The 20,032-nt window shown below is 43.9% G+C and carries 15 protein-coding genes; 11 read left to right on the top strand and 4 right to left on the bottom strand.

Annotated features, from left to right (window positions below):
• The first annotated feature begins 17 nt into the window (after positions 1-17).
• The 9 genes from BMZ58_RS13190 (at position 18) to BMZ58_RS13150 (ending at position 12,166) form a co-directional block, all read left to right on the top strand.
• Entirely contained in the window at positions 18-1,301 is a 1,284-nt protein-coding gene (locus BMZ58_RS13190; protein WP_075037029.1) for a GntP family permease, read from the top strand.
• Positions 1,302-1,417: 116 nt separating this feature from the next.
• Complete coding sequence (gene rlmH, locus BMZ58_RS13185; RefSeq protein WP_075037028.1) at positions 1,418-1,897, top strand: 23S rRNA (pseudouridine(1915)-N(3))-methyltransferase RlmH; 480 nt, start codon at positions 1,418-1,420, stop codon at positions 1,895-1,897.
• Between the two features lie 664 nt (positions 1,898-2,561).
• Positions 2,562-3,938, top strand: a complete 1,377-nt coding sequence (locus tag BMZ58_RS13180) for an aspartate aminotransferase family protein (protein WP_279626136.1) — start codon at positions 2,562-2,564, stop codon at positions 3,936-3,938.
• A gap of 4 nt (positions 3,939-3,942) precedes the next feature.
• A complete protein-coding gene (locus BMZ58_RS13175) occupies positions 3,943-5,454 on the top strand; it encodes a pyridoxal phosphate-dependent decarboxylase family protein (RefSeq protein WP_075037026.1) in 1,512 nt (503 codons plus the stop codon).
• Positions 5,451-7,226 carry an IucA/IucC family protein gene (locus tag BMZ58_RS13170; RefSeq protein ID WP_244151574.1) on the top strand — a complete coding sequence of 592 codons (1,776 nt, stop codon included), beginning with the start codon at positions 5,451-5,453 and terminating at the stop codon, positions 7,224-7,226. The genes BMZ58_RS13175 and BMZ58_RS13170 overlap by 4 nt, the downstream gene beginning before the upstream one ends.
• 22 nt (positions 7,227-7,248) lie before the next feature.
• A complete protein-coding gene (locus BMZ58_RS13165; RefSeq protein ID WP_139207345.1) occupies positions 7,249-7,797 on the top strand; it encodes a GNAT family N-acetyltransferase in 549 nt (182 codons plus the stop codon).
• Complete coding sequence (locus BMZ58_RS13160; protein WP_075037024.1) at positions 7,772-9,109, top strand: lysine N(6)-hydroxylase/L-ornithine N(5)-oxygenase family protein; 1,338 nt, start codon at positions 7,772-7,774, stop codon at positions 9,107-9,109. Before BMZ58_RS13165 ends, BMZ58_RS13160 begins: the two co-directional genes overlap by 26 nt.
• Positions 9,110-9,125: 16 nt before the next feature.
• On the top strand, positions 9,126-10,937 hold the full coding sequence (locus BMZ58_RS13155) for an IucA/IucC family protein (protein ID WP_075037023.1): 1,812 nt from the start codon (positions 9,126-9,128) through the stop codon (positions 10,935-10,937).
• Between the two features lie 23 nt (positions 10,938-10,960).
• Positions 10,961-12,166: an aspartate kinase gene (locus BMZ58_RS13150; RefSeq protein WP_075037022.1), complete on the top strand. Its 1,206-nt coding sequence runs from the start codon at positions 10,961-10,963 to the stop codon at positions 12,164-12,166.
• 169 nt (positions 12,167-12,335) lie between these two features.
• Here the strand turns inward: BMZ58_RS13150 and BMZ58_RS13145 are convergent, their stop codons facing one another.
• The 4 genes from BMZ58_RS13145 to BMZ58_RS13130 form a co-directional block, all read right to left on the bottom strand.
• Positions 12,336-13,334: a tRNA dihydrouridine synthase gene (locus BMZ58_RS13145; protein ID WP_075037153.1), complete on the bottom strand. Its 999-nt coding sequence runs from the start codon at positions 13,332-13,334 to the stop codon at positions 12,336-12,338.
• A gap of 550 nt (positions 13,335-13,884) precedes the next feature.
• Entirely contained in the window at positions 13,885-14,502 is a 618-nt protein-coding gene (locus tag BMZ58_RS13140) for a DUF421 domain-containing protein (RefSeq protein WP_341864789.1), read from the bottom strand.
• Between the two features lie 171 nt (positions 14,503-14,673).
• Positions 14,674-15,981 carry a chloride channel protein gene (locus tag BMZ58_RS13135; protein ID WP_075037020.1) on the bottom strand — a complete coding sequence of 436 codons (1,308 nt, stop codon included), beginning with the start codon at positions 15,979-15,981 and terminating at the stop codon, positions 14,674-14,676.
• Positions 15,982-16,224: 243 nt separating this feature from the next.
• Positions 16,225-17,295: a YkvI family membrane protein gene (locus BMZ58_RS13130; protein WP_075037019.1), complete on the bottom strand. Its 1,071-nt coding sequence runs from the start codon at positions 17,293-17,295 to the stop codon at positions 16,225-16,227.
• A gap of 238 nt (positions 17,296-17,533) precedes the next feature.
• On the opposite strand from BMZ58_RS13130, the gene BMZ58_RS13125 reads away from it, so the two are divergent.
• Positions 17,534-18,784 carry a PucR family transcriptional regulator gene (locus BMZ58_RS13125; protein WP_075037018.1) on the top strand — a complete coding sequence of 417 codons (1,251 nt, stop codon included), beginning with the start codon at positions 17,534-17,536 and terminating at the stop codon, positions 18,782-18,784.
• A 103-nt stretch (positions 18,785-18,887) separates the two neighbouring features.
• Positions 18,888-20,018 (top strand): alanine dehydrogenase, encoded by a 1,131-nt coding sequence (gene ald / locus BMZ58_RS13120; RefSeq protein WP_075037017.1) that lies wholly within the window; start codon positions 18,888-18,890, stop codon positions 20,016-20,018.
• Positions 20,019-20,032: the final 14 nt, after the last annotated feature.

Raw genomic sequence — 20,032 nt, 5'->3', positions numbered from 1 at the left:
AATAAGGAGGAAAAACTATGCTTGGAATTTTTCTCGGACTTGCCGTATTGATGATCCTCGCCTATTTAGGCTGGTCGATCATCTGGGTGGCGCCCATCGCAGCTGGTGTCGTCGCCCTCACAGGCGGCCTCGATCTACTTGAAGCCTATAAAGATACATATATGGGCGGGTTCGTAGCCTTTGCCAAAGACTGGTTCCCTGTCTTCATGCTCGGGGCCATTTTCGGAAAATTGATGGAGGACACAGGAATGGCCCGTTCTGTTGCTGTTGCCCTGACAAAATTGATTGGGACCCAGCGCGCGATTTTAGGAGTACTCGTCTCTGCAGCGGTACTGACGTATGGTGGTGTGAGCTTGTTTGTCGTTGTTTTTGCTGTTTATCCTTTAGCATTATCCTTGTTCAGGGAAGCAAACATTAGCCGAAAGCTGATTCCTGCAACTGTTGCCTTAGGTGCTTTCACCTTTACAATGACAGCCCTTCCAGGCTCGCCGCAAATCCAGAACCTGATCCCGATGGAATATTTCCAGACCTCTGCAGCTGCAGCACCTGTAATGGGAATCATCGCGGCTATCGTGATGGCGGGTGGCGGTTACTTTTACCTCAGGTGGCGGGAGAAGAAACTTGTCGCACAAGGGGAAGTGTTCACAGAACCGAAAGAGAAAAAAGAAATCGAACAACCAGATGAAACGCCGAACTTTTTCCTATCGCTTTTGCCATTATTGACCGTTTTACTAACTTTGAATCTCTTAAACTGGGACATCGTTACTGCATTGATTTCAGGGATTGTACTGATCATGCTTTTGAACGTTACAATGTTCAAGAAATTCATTCCTTCAATGAACAGTGGAGCGAGCGGTTCCGTCATCGCCATTATCAATACCAGTGCAGCAGTCGGCTTTGGTACCGTTGTCCGTGAAGTTCCAGGGTTTGCGAACTTGACAGAAGTGCTGATGGGCATCAAAGGAAACCCGTTGATCTCAGAAGCGATCGCCGTCAACGTGCTTGCTGGTGCAACCGGTTCCGCATCCGGCGGTATGGGAATTGCCCTTGAAGCATTAGGATCCAAATACTATGAAATCGCCATGAACTCCGGCATCAGCCCGGAAGCATTCCACAGAGTCGCCTCCCTATCCTCCGGCGGCCTTGACGCACTGCCCCATAACGGAGCGGTACTGACACTGTTCGCAATCACAGGCATGACACATAAAGACAGTTACAAAGACATCTTCGTCGTTGCCGTCCTAATCCCTGTCATCTCTGTCGCTTTCGTCATCTTATTGAACACTATCGGAATCCTGTAATTACCATTTACTGACGTACCAGGTCATCCATATTTTGGATGACCTGGTACGTTTAATTTTGGAAATAACTTTCGTGGTACACTAGAGACAAATGAAGCGTTACGGAGGAATACAGCATGAAAATTACGATTATCAGTGTTGGAAAGTTGAAAGAAAAATATTTGAAGCAGGGGATCGGGGAATACACGAAACGTCTCGGCCCTTACGCTAAAGTCGATGTCGTCGAAGTCCCGGATGAAAAAGCACCGGAAAATTTGAGTGAAGCACAAATGGTGGAAGTGAAACAAAAAGAAGGGGAACGCATCCTTTCAAAGGTTTCACAGGACACGTATGTCATCACGCTAGAAATCGAAGGCAAACAGCTCACTTCTGAAAAACTTGCTAAGAAAATAGACGAGCTTGCGACATATGGCAAGAGTAAGGTCGCGTTTGTGATCGGCGGTTCACTTGGATTGAGTGATGAGGTCCTGAAGCGAAGTGATTTTGGTTTGTCATTTTCAAACATGACGTTTCCCCACCAGTTGATGCGGTTGATGCTAGTCGAGCAGGTATACAGGGCTTTTAAAATCATTAGGAATGAACCGTACCATAAATAGAATAGGTTTTAGAGTTGTAAGCTGGTATAAATGATTTACTTAGTCCTCATACTGGAAGCAAAACCATCGATGTAAAGAGCTTTCTCGGATTAAGTGTTTCCTTATTATCACCATCTGCCCTTTATAAGTTAGAAATTCACGGGGAAGATGAAGAGAAGCAAAGGAAGAAATGAAACGTGCTTTTGAAGCATATGGTGTATGAGTGGAAATTGCATGAAAATGCGTAATAAAAGGTTGGGCTATAAAGGAAAATAGTCCAGCCTTTTGTTTATAAAAGGGGCTGTTTCGATTCAGGTACTCTATGAAATTGTTTACTTAGGTTTCTGTAGAATTTGGCAGTGTTGTGGAACTTTAATGAAAGAAAAACAAAAGCAGAAGAATGAATTATAGGATATATGGCACAGGATCCACCTTCGTTAACGGAGGTGGACTTTTTTATGGTCAATATCTCTCAGGGTAAGAAAATACTAGTGAATAGTTGCGCTTAGTCTAAAGTGCATGCTTTCGTTCAGGACATATTTCCTAATTATCAGAAAAATTATTAGCCGATACCAGAGAGGAAAATACCTCTATATCAATGGTTAAAGGATATGTAACCATTGATAATGGTTTTCAATTAATGTTGACATTGATAATCATTATCAACTAGTATAACGGTGAGCCATTGAAAACCGAAAAGGAGTGGAATCACATGAGTGTAAATATAAAAAAAACCAATCAAGAATTATTGAATCAACAGGAGCAAAGGGAATCAAACGCACGGTCATATCCGCGCCGATTCCCGTTAGCGATTCAAGAAGCGGAAGGTGTCTATATTACAGATGTTGAGGGGAACCGATACATTGATTGTCTGGCAGGTGCGGGCACACTTGCTTTAGGGCATAATCACCCCGTCGTCATTGAAGCCATGGAAAAAGTCCTTCACGACCGTCTGCCGTTACATACGTTAGATCTTACGACAGAAGTAAAAGAGCAATTTGTTGATGAGCTCTTTGCCAGTCTTCCGGAAGGTTTCCGAGATCGAGCTAAGGTTCAATTTTGCGGTCCGACCGGAGGCGATGCGGTGGAAGCGGCATTGAAGCTTGCCAAAACAGCGACAGGAAGACAGAGCATCCTCACGTTTCAAGGGGGATATCACGGATCGACGCATGGAACGATGTCGGTCAGTGGGAACCTTGCAGCAAAAAAACGTGTGCAAGGCTTAGTACCGGATACTCACTTCCTGCCGTACCCTTACGATTATCGTTGCCCTTTTGGAAAGGGTGGAAGAAAAGGTGCAGAGATCAATGCCGTTTACATTGAACAGTTGTTGGACGACCCGGAAAGCGGCATTCTTCCCCCAGCTGCGATGATTTTTGAAACCGTCCAGGGGGAAGGGGGTTCCATTCCAGCTTCTATCGAATGGTTGCAGGAGATGCGTCGGATTACGAAGGAGCGCGGAATTCCGCTAATCATCGATGAAGTGCAGACAGGAATTGGTCGAACAGGAAAACTTTTCTCCTTTGAACATGCAGGGATCATTCCAGATGCTTTTGTGCTTTCCAAAGCAATCGGAGGCAGTCTTCCATTATCTGTGGTCGTTTATGACCGTGACCTTGATTCGTGGGAGCCTGGTGCTCATATTGGAACCTTCCGTGGCAACCAGATGGCAATGGCGGCAGGGACAGCAACGCTTAAGTATGTAAAAGAACAAAACCTTTCATTACACGCACAAAAAATGGGAGAAAAGCTTATAAATTCGTTAAAAGAACTGCAAAGGCTATATCCACAACTTGGGGATGTGCGAGGTCGCGGACTGATGGTTGGTGTGGAAATCGTCGATCCATCCGGAACCGCAGTGTTAAACGGTAGTTATCCAGCGGACCCGGAACTGACCAACAGAATCCAAAAATCATGCTTTGACCGTGGTTTAATCCTTGAATGTGGAGGTCGGCACGGAGCTGTCCTCCGGTTCTTGCCACCGCTCATTATTACAGAGGAGCAGATAGAGACGGTAGTTTCCATCCTTAAAAAAGCCATAGCTGCGTCAGTTAAGGAGTAATCCTATGGTGAATACAACAGAAAAATCACCGGTCAGTCTATATGATTCTTTTTTCCTTCACCAAGGGGAAGAAAGTGTCCAACATTTTCGTAATCAAGTAGAACTCGTAATCAACACTATCAGTGATGCTTTCCAGGACAGCGACCGACCATTCAAAGGAAGAACGGCTCAGGAAATTCAGCAGCAGCTCCATGATGTGCTGAACGTGCCGGAAGATCCGCAATCGCTTCATGAAGTCTTGCGGGAAATAGAGGAACCGGTCATAAGAAATAGCCTTCATGTTTCTAACGAAAGGAGCATGGCTCATCTGCACTGTCCTCCTGTACTACCGGGAGTACTCGCTGAACTGATCATCGGGGCGCTTAACCAGTCGATGGATTCATGGGATCAAAGCCCTTCCGCTACCTATGTTGAAAAAGAGATCACCCGTTATTGGACACAGCTAGTTTCATTTCCAGAAGGAGCGGACGGTGTTTTCACTAGTGGAGGAACGCAATCCAACTATATGGGCATGCTGCTTGCGCGCGATGCCTTTTGTCTGTCGGAATGGAATCATTCTGTCCAGATCAAGGGCCTGCCGAAACATTTTCACAAGTTGAGAGTCTTATGCTCGGAAGAAGCCCATTTTTCCGTGAAAAAATCTGTATCCCAGATTGGTCTTGGGGAGCAGGCTGTAATCCCCATTTCTGTAGATGAAGGTCACCGAATGGATCCGATGGAAGTGAGGCATGTGGTTGAACGGTTAGAACAGGAAGGGTTGCTGCCTTATGTGATTGTCGCTACATGCGGCACGACTGATTACGGGAGCATCGATCCTCTCGATGAACTGGCAGAATTCTGTAAAGAAAAAGGCATATGGCTCCATGTAGATGCTGCTTATGGAGCGGGATTGCTGCTCAGCCAAGAACACTGCCATAAGCTTGCCAGTTTGGAAAGGGCGGATTCTGTCACGCTTGATTTCCATAAATGGATGTTTCAGCCGATCAGCTGCGGGATGTTTTTAGTGAAAGAACGGAAGCATATGCGTCTATTCGCACACCATGCGGACTATTTAAACCCTTTAGAAGATGAAGATGATGGTATTTTGAACCTTGTGAATAAAAGTGTTCAGACCACGCGCCGGTTCGACGCCTTGAAAGTCCTTTTAACCCTGAAAGTCATGGGTACACGGTTATTAGGACAAATGGTGGACCGGACGATGGAGGTGGCGCAGTTTGCTGCAAGTGAACTTAACAAGAGACCGGCATTCTATGTGGAGAATAGCTCTCCTGAACTTTCTACAGTCGTGTTTCAGTATCAAAGCGAGGGGAGCTGCCCAGCTGGTGAGTTAAATCGTAAAATACAGCAGATGCTTTTCCATAAGGGAGAAACAATTATCGCTAAAACATCTGTAAGAGGAGAAACGTTTTTAAAATTCACGATTTTGAATCCTCGTACGAGTGAACAAGATGTCTCGGTCGTAATAGATGAAATAGAAGCAACTGCAAAACAAATCATAGGAGGGACATATCATTGAATAAAGCCAAAGCGAAAGAAATAGCAGAGAAGGCTACGATGCAAAGCTTTCTTAATTGTTACTTAAGAGAAACAGAGAATTATGAGTGGATAAACCCAATGGAAACTTCCTATGAGACAAGTGAACAAAGTATGTTACGTATTCCGTTGGCAAGACAAAATTCATCCATTTATGTACCTGTCAACTACTGGTCGTTAACAGGAAGGCACATCTTCGATTTTCCGATCTATTACAAGACAGATGGTTTGGGTGAGCACCAACCCCTTGACTATGTCACGATGACCAGTCTGCTTGTAAGAGAATGTTTGATTGGAAATGGACAAGAATTTTCAGAAGATGAGCTTGTGCTTCGTGTGCTGCTAAGCTGTAAGAAAATTAAAGAATATATAACGGCACGATACGAGGACCGTCACGAACTTATTGATAAGGAGTTTTCCTATATTGAAGCAGAACAGTCTTTGTTGTTCGGGCATTTGATGCACCCGACACCTAAAAGCAAACAAGGACTGACCGATGTCCAGGACAGGAAGTATTCACCGGAGTATAAAGGCCGTTTTCAACTCCACTATTTTAGTGTCTGTCCTGAACTTGTCGACCAAGATTCCACTCTTAAACATTCGGCAGCTGTCTGTATTTTTGAAGATGTGAAAAACACGGAAGGTGCTGACCAAGTTGTGAAGGAATGGAATAAGGGACGATATATCATTCCGGTTCATCCTCTTCAAGTTTCTGTCGTGATGGAAGCTCAGGAGGTAAAGAGTCTCCTGGAGTCCGGTGATTTAAGGTATCTTGGACCAGCAGGGAAATGGTTTACGGCTACCTCTTCCTTCCGAACACTGTATAGTGAGACTTCAGCATATATGTATAAATTTTCCGTTCCAGTAAAAATCACAAACTCGTTACGCTTGAACCAGCCCAAGGAACTAGCAAGAGGTGTGGAGGTGGCGCGCCTGTTAGATACGGAGGTTGGAGAACAAATGAAGCGCCACCATCCCCAGTTTCATATGATAAAAGATCCTGCCTCTATCAATATTCCATTATCAGAGGAGGCTTCAGGTTTTGAAGTTTCATTAAGAGAAAACCCTTTTGAGGAAGACGATAAACAAGTGAGCCTTGTGGCAGGCCTGGTCCAGGATCATCCCTATGGAAGTTATTCCAGACTTTCGACGATTATTCGAGGACTGGCTGAACAAGAAGGACGCACGATGGAAGAAGTGAGTCTGGCCTGGTTCGATCAGTATTTATCGATCAGCCTTGAGCCGATTTTATGGTTATATCATACGTATGGAATGGCCCTTGAAGCTCATCAGCAGAATTCGGTGGTCAGGTTGAAGGAAGGCTATCCAGTTACCTTTTACTACCGGGATAACCAGGGATATTATTTCTGCCAATCGAAGGCGGATCAACTCAAAAAACTCCTTCCTTCATTAAATAGCAAAAGCGATACAATCTGTGCTGATGATATAGCTGAGGAGCGCCTTAGGTATTACTTCTTCTTCAATCATTTATATGGACTCATCAATGGATTTGGCGTAAGTAGGTTGATCGATGAAGAGAAACTGATCGATCTTTTAAGGATTCGTCTGAGGGAGCATCTTCCTTCATCCCTTGTCCGTAACCTGTTAGAAGAAGACAAGCTTCCTTGTAAAGCGAACTTACTGACCCGTTTGCATGATATGGATGAGTTGGTCGGCCCGATGGAGGCACAGTCTGTTTATACAGCAGTTGATAATCCGCTTTCCGCAAAGGCTGGGGTCAGCAATGAGCGTTGAATTTGAAGTGTACGATGAAACAATCAAGCGCACCATTGGGTTCAGAAAAGCACGATTGGACGACGTCGAGTTGGTTCATAATTGGATGAATGAAGATCATGTGCATCCCTTTTGGCAGTTGAATTTCTCGTTCGAACGATTTAAAGAACATTATCTCCATGCACTCTCCGACACCCACCAAACCCTTTACCTTGGCATGGTTGATGGGGTAGTGATGAGTTACTGGGAAGCTTATTGGGTTAAAGGAGATATCCTTGAAAAATCATACACACCAAAGACTTATGATCAGGGAATCCACCTATTAATTGGTGAAAAGGAGTATCTTGGTCTAGGGTATGCTCTGCCACTTCTTAGAACGATGGTGCGTTTTCAGTTTCAGCATCCTGCTACAGCGAAAGTCGTGGCTGAACCGGATATCCGCAATGAAAAAATGATTCATATATTTGAAAGGTGCGGGTTCACACCAATTTCCCCCATTCAATTACCTGACAAAGAGGCGATGCTCATGTTTTGTGAACGAAGTGATTTCGAAAAGAGGTGGAAGGATGAATACAAAGAAGCAGGTCTATGATGTCATAGGCATCGGACTAGGTCCGTTCAATTTGGGAATGGCCGCTCTGCTGGACCCGGTTAAGGACATCTCAGCATTATTTTTTGAAAAAGACAGCGAATTTCAATGGCATCCACATATGTTGATTGAAGGCACCACCCTTCAAGTTCCTTTCCTCGCAGACCTTGTCAGCATGGCTGATGTCACCAATGAGCACAGCTTTTTGAATTATTTGCAGGAACATAACCGGCTGTACCACTTTTATTTTCTCGAAAAATTCCACATTCCAAGGAAGGAATACAACCATTATTGCCGCTGGGTCTGTGACCGCTTGGACAGCTGCCGTTTTGGTACAGAAGTGACCAGGGTGACGACCGTTGTCGTCGATGGAAGGACCGTTTATCAGGTGACAGTTCATGATTCTGCAACCGGTGAGGAATATGTGTATACAGCAAAACACGTGGTGATGGGAATTGGGACAGAGCCGCAGGTACCAAAAACTCTTCAAGAGGCGCTCGGGGATTCTGTGTTCCATACTTCCGAATATTTAGCGAGGAAACCACTTTGCGACCTGAACCAATCTGTTGCGGTAATCGGTTCCGGACAGAGTGCAGCGGAAGTTTTCCTTGATGTAGCAAAACATCAGGAGGAAACAGAGGGATCCCTTCAGTGGTACACCAGGTCGCAAGGATTCTTTCCGATGGAATACTCAAAGCTTGGTCTTGAGTACTTCTCACCTGATTATATTGATTTCTTCTATGAGCTTCCTCAATGGAAGAAAGACAAGCTTTTAGACGAGCAGGATCTGCTTTACAAAGGCATCAGCTCGGAAACGATTGCTGACATTTATGACCATATCTATGAAAGGACTGTCGGGAATGTTGATCCTGCGATCCATCTTCAGGCGATGACAGAAGTGACCGGCATCAAACGGGAAGGCGGCCGCTTGAGGTTAAGCGGTTATCAGAAAATCAATGAGGAACCCGTGGATGCGGAAGCGGACCTTGTCATTTTAGGAACAGGGTATCAACCTCGCATGCCTTCCTTTTTCTCTGGCATACAAAATAGCCTCGTCTGGGATGACCTCGGCAGGTTCGTTGTGAACAAGGATTTTGATCTGGCTACTAATTTGCAGACGGAAGGTCACATTTTCATCCAAAATGGAGAGATGCATACACATGGTGTCGGAGCCCCCGACCTTGGACTGGGTGCTCATCGAAATGCGGTGATCATTAACCAGATTGCGGGCAGGGAAATTTACTCCATACAAGGCAAGCATGTCTTTCAAACGTTCGGAACGAAAAAGCATGCGGTCCAACTATATCAAACATAAGGAAGAGGCGATTGTATTGTTATTTCAAGAGGATATTCCTAACGCACTAAACGAGGGAAATTGGAAAAAAGCCAATCAACAATTGATGGCGAAAATGTTCGCTGAATATATGTACGAAGATATGATTTCGCCAGAAGTTATTTCTGGTGATGGGAAAAAGCGAACATATGAACTGGCCGTATCCAGGGATAAATCGTATCGGTACCATGCAGACACACGTTTTTTCGACAGTTTCGATGTCCAAGTGAAGGGCATGAAAAAGATCGAACGAGGAATAGAAGAAGATGCAGTGAGTGCGGTTGAACTGTTGACCGATTTGCAGGAAATCATCGGAATCTCTGCGGAAACCATCGGGCATCTGATCAAAGAGATGAACGCCACCTTAATCGCCGATGTCCATCTGATGGAAAAGAAAGATCGGACATCCTCCGACCTTTTGTCCATCGATTACGCCGAGCTGGAAGGATATATGAAGGGTCATCCCTGGATCACTTACAATAAGGGGAGAATTGGCTTCAGTTATGGCGAATACCTGCGCTTTGCTCCGGAGCACCAGCAGGAGGTCCAGCTTTCCTGGATTGCTGTCCATAAGGAACTAGCGAGCTTCCAATCGGTTCAGAATCTCAGTTATGAAGAGCTTCTCGAACAAGAATTAAGTACACAGGAAAGAGAACGCTTTGCTTCAGTGATTGAAACCTATGGGTATCTTCCGGAAGATTATTACTTTATCCCTGTCCATGAATGGCAGTGGAATAATCAATTGATTCAAAACTTCCCGGATGAATTAGCGAAAAGGAAAATCATCGCTTTAGGAGATGGGGACGATCCTTATCTTCCTCAGCAATCCATTCGGACGTTTGTCAATAGAAGATCCAAAGAGAAGCATCATGTAAAGCTCCCGATGAGTATTTTAAACACATTAGTTTATCGTGGGCTGCCATCAGAACGGACGGTGATTGCACCGAAGGTCACGGAATGGATTAAAAGCATCTATGAGCAGGATGACTTTTTAAAGAAGGAAAACAGAGTCATTCTACCAGGGGAGAATGCCAGCATCAATGTAAATCATCCACACTATTCTTCTGTTAAAGATGCACCGTATCAATACCTTGAAATGCTTGGAGCAATATGGCGGGAAAGTATTTATACTTATCTCGATGAGGGGGAGAAGGCGATTACCCTGGCTGCACTCCTTCACGAAGATCATCATGGAAAGCCGTTCATACAATCACTCATCGAGTCTTCCGATCTGGACACGGAAGAATGGATGGAGAAATTCTACAAGGTTGTGATGGACCCACTGCTTCATTACTTGTATCAGTACGGGACAGTCTTTTCGCCACACGGGCAAAATACGATTCTTGTATTGAAAGATCACAAGCCGTATAGATTGGCGATCAAGGATTTTGTCGATGACGTAAATGTGACAGATCAGCCATTTCCAGAGCTGAGCGATTTAACGGAAGAGATGAAGGCGGTGCTCCGTACAGAGCCGCCAGAAGGCTTGACCCAGTTCATCTTCACAGGACTTTTCATCTGCCACCTCCGTTATTTAAGCCATATTTTAGAAAAACAACAGCTAATGACAGAAGAAGTCTTTTGGCAGCTGCTAGCAGATTCGATCCACCGTTACCAGGCCAGGTTCCCCGAGTTGAAGGACAGATTTGAACTGTTCGATTTCTTCAAACCAGAAATGACGAAACTTTGTCTGAACCGTAATCGCATGGTTGACTACGGATATGCAGATGGTGAGGACCGGCCGCATGCATCTGAATTTGGAAAAGTAACCAACGCTTTGGCTCTCTTTAAAGAACAGACTATAGGATAACCTGAGGAAAGGAGGATGAGACCATGGCCATTATTGTACAAAAGTATGGAGGCAGCTCGTTAAAGAGCACGGAACGAATAAACGAGATTGCTGATCGAATAATTGCCGAACAGAAGGATGGAAACCAGCTGGTGGTCGTAGTATCGGCTATGGGCGATTCTACTAACAGGCTGTTGGATCTCTCTTACAAGGTTTCTTCCTGTCTTAATGGGAGAGAAAAAGACTTACTTTTATCTACGGGTGAACAAGTGTCCAGCGCTTTGACGGCCCTTGCCCTTCAGGAAAAAGGGGCAGAAGCGATCGCCATGACAGGACAGCAGGCAGGTATTGAAGCAGAATACGTGCATGGGGATGCTAGAATAACAACTATACACACCAGTAGAATTGAGCGTGCGTTACAGAGTGGTAAGATCGTCGTCGTGGCCGGTTTTCAAGGATGTACAACCGATGGAGAAATCTGTACACTTGGCCGGGGAGGATCCGACACGACAGCGGTAGCCCTCGCTGCAGCGTTAAAGGCCGAACGCTGCGATATTTTTACAGATGTGGACGGAATTTATGACGCTGACCCCCGCCTCATTCCTCATGCAAAGAAACATACAGCCATGGATTATGATAGCATGCTTGCAATGGCAGCTATGGGAGCGGAGGTGATTCACCCACGAGCAGTTGCCCATGCGAAAGAGTATCATTTCCCTCTTGTTGTCCGCTCAAGCTTCACTGACAAGGGAGGAACTTGGATCCACGATTCGAGAGAGTCTTCTGGTCGGGTGGCAGGGCTTACGTATCAACAAAATCTCTGCCACCTTCATTTGACCGGCAGGATTAAAAAGGAAGACGTTCTGAGCCGGATTGCAGGATCAGGGGTGATCGGAACCGGTCCTATCCCTTCAGAAACCGATGGGTTCATATTAATGATGAAGGAAGATGACATTGATCCGACCATATCACACCTGGAAAATCGTAAAGAATCGTTAGGCATTCAAACGATGCAGGTGATAACCGGGAGGACGGCCATTCACCTAGTTTTCGCCAACACGGAAGAAAAAAGAAAGCATGAGAAGTTGTTAAAAGGAAAAGCAGTTCCTCTTTTGGAAGACACTATCTCCATCAATTGCCACCCTTCGGTGTGGAGCGTTTCGTTGCCAGAAGGGAAAGGGGTCTATACTGCTCAGACGATTTATGATGCGGTTATTGGCATGAGTGGTAAAAAGGTTCAACACGCTTAATGAATTTTTATCTTTTTTAGTAAAACATCCCTGTGTATATGGGGCGTGGCAGGCTGAATTTGGTGCTGCCCCCTGCCACGCTCAAACATAAAAGCACCAACGAAAAAAGAGAAGAGCACGAACAGCTCTCCTCTTCTGTAGAAACCAAAGTATATTCGTTGTCTATTCCTTAAGAAACAGAAAAACCTTCCTGTTCTTTCAGTCCGTCTTTCTCCGTAAACTCATCAAGCAGGGCACGCACTTCATCGGTGGAGTGTGTGCTCATCAGCTGGTTCCTCAATTCCCCGGCTCCCCGGAATCCACGCACGTAAATCTTAAAGAAGCGGCGGAGCGGTTTGAAAAGTCGCGGCTCCAGTTCTTCCGAATACTTATCATGCAGGTCGAGCTGCAGGCGCAGGAGGTCGAGCAATTCCTCACTCGTATGCTCTTTCTTCTCTGTTTCAAAAGCGAACGGATTATGGAAGATTCCCCGTCCGATCATCACGCCATCCACACCATATTTTTCCGCGAGTTCTAGTCCCTTCTGACGGTCAGGAATATCCCCGTTGATCGTCAGAAGCGTATCAGGGGCAACTTCATCACGGAGTTTCTTGATCTCCGGAATCAGTTCCCAGTGAGCATCGACATTACTCATTTCTTTTTTTGTACGGAGATGGATGGAAAGATTGACGATATCCTGTTCCAGAAGGTGCTTCAGCCAGTCACGCCATTCCTCTACTTCCGTATAACCGAGACGAGTCTTCACGCTTACGGGCAGTCCTCCCGCTTTAGCTGCCTGGATGATTTCGGCTGCAACCTCCGGGTGGCGGATCAATCCGGACCCTTTTCCATTTGCTGCAACATTCTGCACAGGACAGCCCATATTGATATCCACGCCACGAAAGCCCATTTCGGCCATACCAATACTCATTTCACGGAAGTATTCGGGCTTGTCCCCCCATATGTGAGCAACGATCGGCTGTTCATCTTCTGTGAATGTCAGACGGCCTCGTACGCTGTCTCTTCCTTTCGGGTGGCAGTAGCTTTCTGTATTCGTAAACTCTGTAAAAAACACGTCAGGCCGAGCTGCTTCGCTCACGACATGACGAAAAACGACATCCGTCACTGCTTCCATCGGTGCCAAAACAAAAAACGGTCGCGGCAACTCATGCCAGAAATTATCTTTCATAATATATCTGAACCCTTTCCTTAAGGGAAACATGTTCCCAAAATTAAAAAGTGAAAATGTTTCTTTCTTATCCATTACCATTTGGGTTGGATTTCAACCATTATATACTTTAATGGTATCAAACGAAAAGTGCAAGGGGCCGAGTCGTCTTGTTTGAAGGGAAATCTTCATAGAAGTGAATCTTATACTCAACATAAGGAAGGGGATGGTTAAGAAGGTGAAATGGGAATGGGGATCCGAAGCTGTAAGAATTACATTCCATACCTAGAGTCATGGCTCTGCGACGTTGTACTAGGGATACGGAATTAAAAATTAATCGAAATGATCCGTACCATAAACTGAGGCGGTAGGAGAGGGGATATTTAACTCGTGGTAATCTATAAAATATTATTGGGGTTGAATGGAGATATTGACGTAACAGGAAAACATTAATTCGTTTTCCTGTTTTACCATCACCAAGGGGAATGGCTTATCGAACCCAAAAATTCTTCTGTCCCTATTACCAAGGAAGTTAATATCGTGCTCTATTTGGAATTCTTTATCACTGCTTTTAATCCAGCTTTTCTTCGGGTTTTTCTTTATGCTCCCTGTCATTCACCTCAGTAAATATGTTATCCGGCATACTTGTTTGTGTGTTTGGGGTTTCATTTGGAGGGGGAGATTGATTTGCTTCAATCAGTGATTTTAGCATCTGAATATCCTTTTTAGTAGCATATTGGTTATCAGACTTTAACATATATCCTAACTGACCGTTCGATTCTATTGTAGCCCATTGTAAATCACTAAAATTCTGGATATTTTGTTGTCTCATTCGTACTTCAAGCATATCAACCGTTAAACGCAGCCTTCTTAGATTTTTTTCATTAATTTGACCGTTTTCGATGACTATCAGTGATTTTCCATAAATAAAAGTTTCAAGAGCATTCGATTTTAGAACGATAAACTCTATGAAAAGAAGTGTACTCACCATTAAAAATGTAATCATCATTGTAATCCAAATGTTCCTGTCTCCAACGGGTTGAATAATCAATGAACCAACCGCTATCATCATGACCGTCTGTGCAACTGTAAGCTGTGATATTGATTTTCTTCCAGCTAACCGCAAAATCAGGACGCCGCCCACGACGACCACAATAGCTTTCCATATGAAATGTAAATCCAAAAACATCCCCCTCTTTTCAAAAAGTTGCTAAAATATTTTTGGGCTTCACTCTTCCTGCTTAAAGATCCCTATATTTATAAGGTGTTATTGTTTATTGTGGATGATATCCTTTACTTTATTCTCTACCTTTCAAGAGATAAGCCAATATAGAAGTGGAGACTGTCCATGTTTTCCTTATCATGATTTTTTCTTTTTTTCGACATCTTCCATAGTTTCTCCTCTAGGAATACTATATAGTCTGCTCTTTGGTTCATGTATTTTCTGTGAAGGCCAAAGTCCATGATGTCCTGAGAATAGGTAGCTGACTAAACAAGCAACAAAAAAGTACTCTAACCCTTTGCCATCAAACATCTCCATTGCCAGTAGGAAAGCTGCTATCGGGGTATTCGCACCTCCGCAAAAAACGGCGATTAATCCTAAAGCGGAGAGAAATGACATAGGTAGATCAATGAATTCGTGTAAGGCGTTACCTAAAGTCGCTCCGATAAAAAATAAAGGGATAGCTTCTCCCCCAACAAAGCCGCTTCCAAGGGTTACCGCAGTAAATATCAGCTTGGCAAGAAATGCAAATGGCGGAACTTCTTCATGAAAAGATTGTTCCAGCATCTGCAATCCCCGGCCGTTATAGTCTTGTGAACCAACAATCATTGTTAACACTACAATGATGATTCCTCCAAAAAAGGCTCTTTTCATATGGTTTTTCTTAAAAAATTTCTCAGAAAAATTTTGTATCCCGTGCCTCAATTGGCAATAAAAAATACTTATCAGGCTGAAAACCACAGATAGAAGAATAACTGTCAGAAAGGTAATAATAGATTTTTCGGGTACGGTTTGTAGGATAAATTCTTCGTGTTTATGTCCCCAGGCAGCTGTTGTTACATAGTGGCCCGAAAAGCTTGCCGTAAGACAAGGGACTAGTGCTTCAAATTTCAGTTTTCCTAAAGCAGTCATTTCCATGCCAAAAACCGCACCAGTGATGGGCGCTCCAAAGGCAGATCCAAAACCAGCACTTATCCCGCTCATGAGTAAAATTTTATTGTCGAATTTGCTTACCTTAAAAATTTTGTGGACCGTTGCAGCGACACTTCCGCCCATTTGGACAGCTGCACCTTCCCTACCGGTTGAACCGCCAAAAAGGACTGTAATAAAAGTCCCCAAATAAACAATAGGACCCATTCTCCGGGGTACCTCATTTTTTCCATGTACGGCCTCTATCACGAGATTATTCAACTGAGCCGTATCGTTCAAAGCATTATTCAAAAATACCTTGCCGTAGTTCATATATATGTATCCTATGATTATTCCTCCAAAGGGAAGGAGGAAGATGAGCCAATCTCTTTTTAATCGTATATCATCACCTAGATAATCGTTTGCTTCTAAAAGGAAAGTTGTTGCCGAGCCAACGGTGATTCCAATTATGCATCCAAAGAAAATCCATAGACCAAGAACGGAAAAAAAGTTTTTATATTTTAACAGCACTTCCATTCACCTCATTACTGACTGTTTAGGAACATCCATTCTATTTTTGCCCATTGGATGATAAATATTAAAGTCAGCATCGAATGACTATCCATGTAAAAAAAGGGTTAACCATACAGTTAAAAAAATAATATAGATAGATTCACCACGAGGGACCGTACCATAAGGAAGAACAATATAATCGGGACGGACTGTGGCAGGCAACAAGGCAATGAAAAAAGGCCACCATAGTAAAGGTGACCTTCTGGTTTATGCAGATATGCGTTCTTCTTTATGTTGTTCTTTTTTTAATCGGAACGGCGCTGTGATCAAAGCTAAAATCAGGAACAATCCCATGTAACCAATCAAAGGATAAAAGAACGCGACAAGTTCAGTAAACCCTACAAAGCTGAGACCGAAAGCAACAACTCCGGTAATAAGGACAAATTTCTTGTGTTTGCTTGTCCCTACTTCTGTATAACGAGCAGCAAAAGAGAAGAACATGCTGACTGCTGTATTAAAAACCATTCCGAACAAAACAATAGAATAAAATGTACCTAGTACGGGGGAGAGACTATCGACAAGAGCAAGGATCGGCATATCATAGGCAGCTACGGTCTCGACTTTAGAGAAAATCGCCAAGTGACTGAGAACGATCATGATTCCGAGTCCTAGACCGCCAAGTAACCCGCCAAGAGCTGACGTTCGCTCATCCTTCTCATTTCCTCCCATCAGCAAGGACATGGATGCACCAACTGCCACATTAAAAGAAACATAATTAATAGCGGATAAAAACCAATTCGATAAGGATGAAGGTTGTTCGACTGCTACCGAATTCAAATCACTGAAGGGCTGATCCATGGTGAACAGGCTATAGATGGATATGATGATAACTGTCAAAATTAAAAACGGGGTAATACTGCCTATAATATTGACAACTTTGTCCACGTTCATCATCACGGTTGCCATAACGATAATACTCATGATAATAACACCGACTAGCGGAGACATGCCGAATTGTTGACTTGGAATGGACCCGGCTCCTGCAATCATGACTACACCAACACCGAACAAGGTCAGAATAATGACATAATCAACAATCAACCCGAATGGTCCACTCACTTTGTATACTGCTTCCCTATGCGAAGTAGCCTGAGTTCTTGTACCGAGTTTGACGAGCATCATCCCCATATAGGCGAACAGAGCGGTTGCAATAATCGTTCCAATCGTACCTAAGTAACCGAAGCTCGTAAAGTATTGGAGAATTTCCTGCCCTGATGCAAAGCCGGCACCGACGATAATTCCTATAAAAGCGCTTGCAATTTTAAGTACTTTTTTCATGAATGGATCCTCCTTGTGTACCATGATGTTTGTGAGACTTCAAATTTGTAGTTTAACGCTCTTCTACGGAAGGAACCTTTTCATAGTATCATGAATGCGTTTTCAACAGTTTGTTTAAATCCACAAAACCACTTTCTCATGTTCGTTCAATTTGACAAAGATTTCAATAGGGAAAATGGATGGTTTATGTAAGAAACAATGATAATATAAGGGTATTCACACCATAAGGAGTATCGCTATGAAACATCCATCATATTTCACGTATTCATATAAAGATTTCATCGATTCCCCCGAAGGGCTTGCAGATAGCATTGCGGAAATTTTAGCATGTCCGGTTACCATTGAAGATGCTAATCACCGCATTGTCTCCTACAGCAAACATGAGGAGAATGTGGATGATGCACGGACAGCGACGATCATGAGACGCAAAGTACCTGAGCATGTTATTAATGGGTTATGGAAGCAAGGTTTTATGGCTAAGCTTTTTGAAAGTGACGAGCCGATCGTCGTATCTAAAATTGACAATATAGGCCTCGGTAATCGCCTGGCCATTTCTGTTCGCAAAGACAATGAAATCCTTGGTTTCATATGGGCTCAAACAAATGACCTCTCGGTTACCTCTGAGCATTTGGAAGAAATGAAGGAAGCCGCCCAGTGGGTAAGTCATCACTTACTTAGACAGCAAGCTAAAAGGAAAAAGACGGACGAAAACAGCAAAGAATTTTTTTGGCAGCTGCTGACAGGCTCTTTAAAAAACCCGGCGGAAATCAGAAGGATGGCGAAAAAGTATCAGATGAACTTGCATGGTCAGCTTTGTGTAGCGGTTTTTGAGTTCACAGAAGACATGAGTCAGGCTGTGGAGAGGCATGCTTATTATTTAACCGAAACCCTTCATCAGACGCGGATTGTGAACCGGATTTTTGATGATCAGCAGCTCATTTTGCTTGTCCGCACTGATAATAAAGAGGATGCGAATGAAATGAACCAGGTATTCATTCGTGAATTCACACAAAAGATGAAAGAACGGCTTCACTTTGAAGATTTAAAAGGAGCCTTCGGTCTGATCTATGACTCACCAACGTTAATCAGCGACAGCTATAAGCAGGCGTTGAAAGCATTGAAATTGAAAGAGCAATTTCCCTCCGGGCTTCAACATGTCGATAACTATCAGGACTTGGGTGTCTATCAATTCATTAATGAACTGGCTGCCCTGCAAAAAAAGGAAAACTACAAAAACGATGCTTTGATCCATATTAAAACATATGATGAACGCCATAACTCCATGTTGCTGGAGACACTGAAAGTCTTTCTTGAAAAAAACAGTAATGTCCACCAGGCAGCAGCCCATATGCACATTCATACGAATACCCTGAATTACCGCTTAAAAAGAATCAAGGAAATCGGAAACATTGATTTCAAAGATGTGAACCAAAAAACAATGCTTTATTTAGATTTATTGATTTATGAAAACGAACAGGAGGATTTGTGATTTTACACAAATCCTCCTGTTTATTTTTTCATTTTCACCTAAACAAAAGTCACATGAGACGCGCTATACTTTTCTTACACACAATTTGAAAGGTGGACTCCCCATGATTATCGGAATTCCAAGAGAAATAAAAAATAATGAAAACCGCGTAGCCATTACGCCATCAGGTGTCATCAACCTCATCAACAAAGGCCACAAGATTCGTATCGAAACACAAGCAGGTGCAGGTAGTAATTTTACAGATGAAGAATATCGAGATGCTGGTGCTGAGATTGTTGTAACCGCTTCCGATATTTGGGCTAATTCGGAAATGGTCATGAAAGTCAAAGAACCTCTTCCATCTGAATACGGATACTTCCGAAAAGGGCTTGTGCTGTTTACGTACCTTCACCTTGCCGCAGAGCCAGAACTCACAAAGGCTTTAGTAGAAAACGAGGTGACGGCGATTGCTTATGAAACGGTTGCTGTCGATCGTAAATTGCCTCTTCTTACTCCAATGAGTGAAGTAGCCGGGCGGATGGCTACACAGGTAGGCGCGCAATTCCTTGAGAAATCCTTCGGTGGAAAAGGTATTTTGTTAAGCGGCGTCCCTGGCGTTTCACGTGGAAAAGTCGTCATCATTGGCGGAGGAATCGTTGGAACCAACGCTGCTAAAATTGCTATCGGACTTGGTGCTCATGTGACCGTTGTGGACCTGAACCCCGACCGTCTTCGTGAGTTGGACGACCAATTCGGTGCGGATATCCAAACATTGATGTCCAATCCATTAAATATTGCAGAAGCAGTCAAAGAGGCAGACCTTGTGATCGGGGCAGTATTGATCCCAGGAGCCAAAGCGCCGAAATTAGTGACCGAAGAGATGGTCAAAGAAATGAAAGAGGGCTCTGTCATCGTGGATGTGGCGATAGACCAGGGAGGTAACTTTGAAACGGTCGATCATATAACAACACACGATGATCCGATTTACGAAAAACACGGCGTCCTTCATTATGCGGTCGCAAACATCCCGGGAGCGGTGCCGCGTACCTCTACCATCGCCCTGACGAATGTAACGATTCCTTACGCTCTGCAAATCGCTTCTAAAGGAGTGAACAAAGCGGTCGAGGAGAATAAAGCGATTGAAGCTGGAGTGAACACGGCGAATGGACACTTGACATATGAAGCCGTAGCACGTGATCTCGGTTATGAGTACAAACCTGTTCGTGAAGCACTTCAACCATTGGCACAAGTTTAATCAAACCCGCTCCT

The organism is Halobacillus dabanensis, from assembly GCF_900114165.1.
GTDB classification, from domain to species: domain Bacteria; phylum Bacillota; class Bacilli; order Bacillales; family Halobacillaceae; genus Halobacillus; species Halobacillus dabanensis.
Note: the sequence above shows the minus strand (reverse complement) of the source record. Positions and strands in the feature narration are given on the sequence as shown.